Source organism: Bdellovibrionales bacterium, from assembly GCA_018266295.1.
Taxonomy (GTDB): Bacteria; Bdellovibrionota; Bdellovibrionia; order Bdellovibrionales; family Bdellovibrionaceae; genus JACMRP01.
This window is the reverse complement of record JAFEAQ010000012.1, coordinates 1-5206: the sequence shown is the minus strand read 5'-3', so window position 1 is coordinate 5206 and position 5206 is coordinate 1. Positions and strand designations below refer to the sequence as shown.

Sequence of the window (5206 nt, the reverse complement as noted above, 5' to 3'; positions counted from 1 at the left end):
GCGACCTCAATCCTCGACTTTGTGTAGGAGACAAAATCTTTCATCGCCGACATAGCCCCCTTGATGAACGATGCCATCCTTCTTCGTCGCTGAGTTGTTGAAATGTTTTTTTTTTTCCTCGCGTGTTTTTTCTTTTGTCATTTTTCAGAAGTGACTCGTGACGATGGATGCAAACGCCTTGCGAAACAGACTTCTCGAGATCTCAAAAAGAACAGAAAGACTGAATGATGCTACAAGCACACTGTCTGACGCGAGGGAAAACGAGATTCTCAACAGAGCAGAATCACTGCGTTCATCTCGAATTGGTGGAGAGCCCAACCCAGTGCGCACATCACCATCCCCCTTGAGACAAAGTACTACACGTGAAGGTTTCGAGGCAGACGCACCAATCCTCGATAAAGACGATTGTGATACAATCGCGATGGGGATAACAAAGTTTTACGGTGGTATGATTGAAGACGTCGCCCACCTTTGTCGGTATGACTATGATGGATTCTCTGATTACATCGTGGATGATCGATGGGTCACGACATGTATCAAGGCGATTTGTCGAAAGAAACTCCCTTCCGCGATCGATCTTGAAAACAGACCCTTCACCACTCTTTCTCTCGTGACGATCGCTTCAATGGCGTCTTTCCAGCGCAAAAAGAGAATCGAGGCTGGTATGGACTTTAAGACCAAGCTTAGACAGCGAGCGGAACAGATCAGACGAGATATCATGTCAAAATACGCCATACCAGTGGATGCGAGTGAAAGCGTTTGTGTTTTATTGTCATGAAAAAAACCAGTATGAAGCAAAGGCGACTGACGATACGGCCAGGCATGTGCAGATAATGGGAGTGATATCAGTGGAGGAAACTCTCAACCTGATAGGAATCCCGTTGATCTCGAGAACCCAGGACAACCTCTCTGTGATAGCGAAGCAGTGAGTAAAGAATTAAAATCGACGCGGTATACCCTCAACTCACTTCTCTCGTCTCGAACAGGACGCTGTTGAAACAGAAGACCTCCTTCGCGACATCCCATTGACGCCACTCTCTGCCGGTGAAGAAGATGATTATCAACCTGGGATGTATCACCATCTTTATCAGTTGAACACTGATTGTCCACGGGGTCTTTTGGATCCTCCGCGGACATTGGAGACGGGGTTGCGGGATGTTCGTGACCGTCTCTATTCATTGTCTCCATCGTCAGTCCTTGAACACGATGATGAGCCTGATCCAGATTCATTGGATGACCCTGTCGATGGACTTGTTCTCGTCCCGCGACATCAGAGGTCTCACAGAAGAACGGGAAACAGACGTGGCAGACCAAGAAAAAGACAATAAAGAATTATCGCTGTTAAAGCTGGTAAGAACTTTTTATTCATCGAGAGCCATCCCCCTTCTCAATGGATCAGTTTCTTGAAACTCATGATGAAATCCGCCGCCGTTGAGAATGCTGTGTTGTAAACAACACTTCTCAAAAAACCACCAGTGGATCGATCATCAAGTGCGTTGTACCCTGTAAATCTTCCCATGATGGTGTTGACGGTAGATGTGACAATTCCGCATGCCAAATCAACCCTGACAGAGTCAGCGAGATGAAGGGCGAAAGATGGAATAAACCTCTCGACAGCTTCGATGATTCCTTCAAGCATGGCCTCTGAAATAGCTCGTGAAATCGCAAGATGTGCGCCTTCCGTCGCGGCGAAACTCAGTGATGTTCCATAAAACGTGAAATACGCAGCAGATACAGCGCCTGTGATAGCACTTCTCTCTGCCATAGTCACATGGCTCGTTGATGCCATCTTGACTTGTCTCAAACGAGAAGGAAAAAAATAGTTCGATAAGTGGGAAAAAAAAAACAACAGGTTCCGTGTTTTTGGGACTTGTTTAAACAACTTTATCAATCAACGAGGACCCTGTTTTCGTGATTTTCAACACCAGGATCAATGATCCGATAACCGCGATACCGATAATCGCGGATCCTCCGATGGCAATTGGTGCAACATCTTTTGCGATTCTTGTTCCAGCGTTCAGGGCACCGCGTGCGACGCGCTTGGTGTCGGTACTGATCCGGTTCCCGATGGCTCGCGACGCCGTCCTGACCGCGTCAATTTGAAGTCTCCAAGGCGAGTCCACAATTTCAGCGACCGCAGAAAAACGCCGACCCGATGTCCAACGCTTCTCGGCACTGGCGAATGTCTCACTGGCGAATTCACGAAAAAACCCCTGCTTCCTCCTCTGTGCCATCGAGTCGCGGTCCCCCGTTTCCGTCGCCGGCAACACCTTCTTCCCCTGTGACGCATCTCGTAGTCCCCCCTTGCTATTGCCTGGTTTTCTCCAATGGTCTTTATTTGAAACCATGAAGACGTGTGATAGCAAAGAAGCGAAAAAAAAGTAATAGAGAAGAGGGAAAGAAAAGATGGAAAAGGGAGAAAGAGATGATAGAGACGAGTGTGTTTAACGACGATCTGCACCAAGACGGATTGTTTCCCAGACGCCGTTCGAATCGATTTCAACGCGACAGCTTCTGTATGCTGTCACGACAAGCGTGCATGGAACTGCTGCAAGCGGCTGTCCATCATAACCAACACCAGGAAGAATTCTCAACTTCCAATTGTTGTTGAATTCACCAAGTCCGTTGTTTGACCCGTTGTGATCAGCGCCGATGTTTCGACTGAGTGAAAAAATCACCGCTCTTCGGATTTCACCATCAGGTGTATCGAGTTGATTGGGTCTCAAATCACCTGTATTCCCAATGATTGCACCTCTGCCTTTTGGAGCTTCTGCTTGCCACTGTCCGTAATCTCTTGACATAAATTCAAAGTAGCGGTTCGTCGATTGCATATCATGTTTCTCGACTTGATCCGCGAGAAGACGAGCATCCTTATCGGTGTAATCGACTGGTTGTCCATCAGGTTTGAGAAGCGTGATTTCTCGAATCTCGATTCTGTCAAACTGTTTTCCCATCGCTGTGAGATAATCAGGCGGTCTGATTTCGATCAAAAGGTATGCGTTATCACCGGCGATTGATGAAAGATTCGCTGTTTGGACGATCATTTGACCAGTAGTGACAACCAGTGGTTGTTCGTGACGCTGTGGCAACAAGAATTTAAATCCTTGGTTCCTGTTCTGTTTCAATGAAAGGGATCTGAGAAGACCACTCTTAGGGAAGGAAAGCCTGCACTCAAACTGTACGTTTTCCAGAACAATCTGCCCGCTGGTTCGCGCGGTTTCCAATGCTTGTTGATAAGGCACAGAAAAACTCGTGTCATTGAGATGGAACATCTGGGGTCCTGACGCAAGGTAATATCTCAACCTCGGTGTGTTTGAAGACCTCGGTCCAAGCCATGCATCAAGACAAAGCGACTTGTGAAACATCGGATGCCACATCATACTGAAACGAATTTCTTTGACGCCCAATGGGGGGATGTAAAGCAACTGGCTTCTTGAAAGATAAGCAGGAGCCGAGAGAGAAGCTGGTGTAAAATTGACGCTGAACGCCGGTACTGTCTCATAGAGCTTGCTTTCGCTTTTTGGAAAAAACTTTCTTTGACGCATGCTATGATCGTGATACCCGTGAAGTGATGCGTCCATCACATGGTCTTCACAAAAGTTCTTGATGATATAGTCCATGTGATTTGGGTAGAACTCAAAGTCTTCACCTGAACCATTGGGGAGTGCGACAATGCGATTGAAATACCACCAAGGTTCCATCAACGTGAGCCCAGTCGCCGAGTTGTTGCGGATTGTCATGACCATCACGACATCTTCAAAAAACATCCCGTCAAACTGACTAAACTCGACGTCGAAAAAGGAGTTTGTGTTACGAAAACCAAGAGGATCGACGTTCGTGTAAGGACGAATGATAGAGTCTTTTACTCCTTCAAGACCATGCTGATAGTTTGATTCTGGAAACGCGGTGTTTCTCCCGTTGATGTTTGTAACAATCTTACGGTTCCTGAGAAGGTTCATTGAAGACACGTGTGCCGACAAAGGGTCGTCACCATTGTTGTCTCCCATGATAGAACCAGAAATGACCGCCGCCTCCTCGCGGGTCGTACGCGACCGACTTGCTCGACTCATCTTCCAAAGAGGAAAAAAAATACCATTTTTTTTTTCTCTTTCGGTCAAAACATGTCTGTCTCACAAAGGTTTTCACATCGGGATAGTGACTCGATCATCAAATTGACTATTGATAGTCAAAACAGTGATGAATTCCCGACCAAAAATCCTCACACATACAGAAAACGTCTCCCGAATCCAATCAAGGCGGTGAACGCCATTTCGGTTGACAGCATCGTTATCCCAAACACGTGGTCTGCCATTGATAGGAGTTTTTACAACGAGTACATCAGAGTGGAACTTCGCGACGGGTTCAACGTCACCAGTCAATACGATGTTTGGCTTGAAGACACTGGCTATCCAGTAACAACAGGAACAAGGCTCGCGACTCGACTTCAAGATCGTCTCAACGCAGACACACCAATCGTTTGGACAGTCACGTTTGATACAGAATCCGGTTATCTTTTTTTCCAAATCACGGATCCGGATCCTGGCTGGACATTTAGATTTCTCCCCTTTGATGTCTCCATCCCGAGAGAAAAAATCAGAAACAATGTTTACACCCTGATCGGGTTCTCTCAAAAGATTATCGGCCAGGCATTTTCAAGAGATCACCTCGGGTACCACGTCGATCTTCAGCCTCTTCATGTCATTCATCTTGATTTTGGAAAAGGCTGGCATCAGTGTTTCAACGATCTCACAAACACGGGGACACAAGCAATCATCTCACTCGATGAAAACGCTTCTCATTACAATGTCTGGACAAACAAAGATTTTGCAAAACAGCTTTTTTTCTTCAACCCATCGGAAACCACACTCGATACACTCACCGTTCGTCTTCTTACTCCAACTGGAGAACCCGTACCATTTCGCGGTGGTCACTGGACCATGACTCTGTCTCTTGATATCATCTCAGGCCACTTTGGTACCTTTGCCTCCCCTCTCTTGTATCAACAATAAAAAAATCTTTGAACAGGCGGTTTAATCCATGGGGACATCGGGGACGTACTTCGTGAGTTCCCTGTATTGCTTTCCTCTGTTGACTCTGACGCGATCAATGATCATCGGGTATTTTGTCACATTCAAGAAGTACCCGGCGGTGGTTTCTTCAAAAACATCACCTTGTTCGATTGTCATCGTCTCTTGTTGCTGCTGGC

The 5206-nt window shown here is 46.6% G+C and carries 6 protein-coding genes; 2 read left to right on the top strand and 4 right to left on the bottom strand.

Annotated elements, in window-relative coordinates; genetic code table 11:
* The first annotated feature begins 157 nt into the window (after positions 1–157).
* Complete coding sequence (locus JSU04_14825; GenBank protein ID MBS1971582.1) at positions 158–778, top strand: hypothetical protein; 621 nt, start codon at positions 158–160, stop codon at positions 776–778.
* Positions 779–1387: 609 nt separating this feature from the next.
* On the opposite strand, the gene JSU04_14820 is transcribed toward JSU04_14825, so the two are convergent.
* The 3 genes from JSU04_14820 to JSU04_14810 all read right to left on the bottom strand — a co-directional run bounded on the left by JSU04_14820 (position 1388) and on the right by JSU04_14810 (position 4118).
* Positions 1388–1789, bottom strand: a complete 402-nt coding sequence (locus tag JSU04_14820) for a hypothetical protein (GenBank protein ID MBS1971581.1) — start codon at positions 1787–1789, stop codon at positions 1388–1390.
* An 85-nt stretch (positions 1790–1874) separates the two neighbouring features.
* Entirely contained in the window at positions 1875–2270 is a 396-nt protein-coding gene (locus tag JSU04_14815) for a hypothetical protein (GenBank protein ID MBS1971580.1), read from the bottom strand.
* A gap of 174 nt (positions 2271–2444) precedes the next feature.
* A complete protein-coding gene (locus JSU04_14810; GenBank protein ID MBS1971579.1) occupies positions 2445–4118 on the bottom strand; it encodes a hypothetical protein in 1674 nt (557 codons plus the stop codon).
* Between the two features lie 3 nt (positions 4119–4121).
* Between JSU04_14810 and JSU04_14805 the strand changes: the two genes are divergently transcribed.
* The gene (locus JSU04_14805) at positions 4122–5009 is read left to right on the top strand and encodes a hypothetical protein (GenBank protein MBS1971578.1); all 888 of its coding nucleotides are present in this window, start codon (positions 4122–4124) and stop codon (positions 5007–5009) included.
* A gap of 21 nt (positions 5010–5030) precedes the next feature.
* On the opposite strand, the gene JSU04_14800 is transcribed toward JSU04_14805, so the two are convergent.
* Entirely contained in the window at positions 5031–5186 is a 156-nt protein-coding gene (locus JSU04_14800; protein ID MBS1971577.1) for a hypothetical protein, read from the bottom strand.
* Between the last annotated feature and the right edge of the window lie 20 nt (positions 5187–5206).

Coding starts and splice junctions, on each gene's coding strand:
- JSU04_14820 (MBS1971581.1), bottom strand. CDS start 1,789: ATGGCATCAACGAGCCATGTGACTATGGCAGAGAGAAGTGCTATCACA.
- JSU04_14805 (MBS1971578.1), top strand. CDS start 4,122: ATGTCTGTCTCACAAAGGTTTTCACATCGGGATAGTGACTCGATCATC.
- JSU04_14800 (MBS1971577.1), bottom strand. CDS start 5,186: ATGACAATCGAACAAGGTGATGTTTTTGAAGAAACCACCGCCGGGTAC.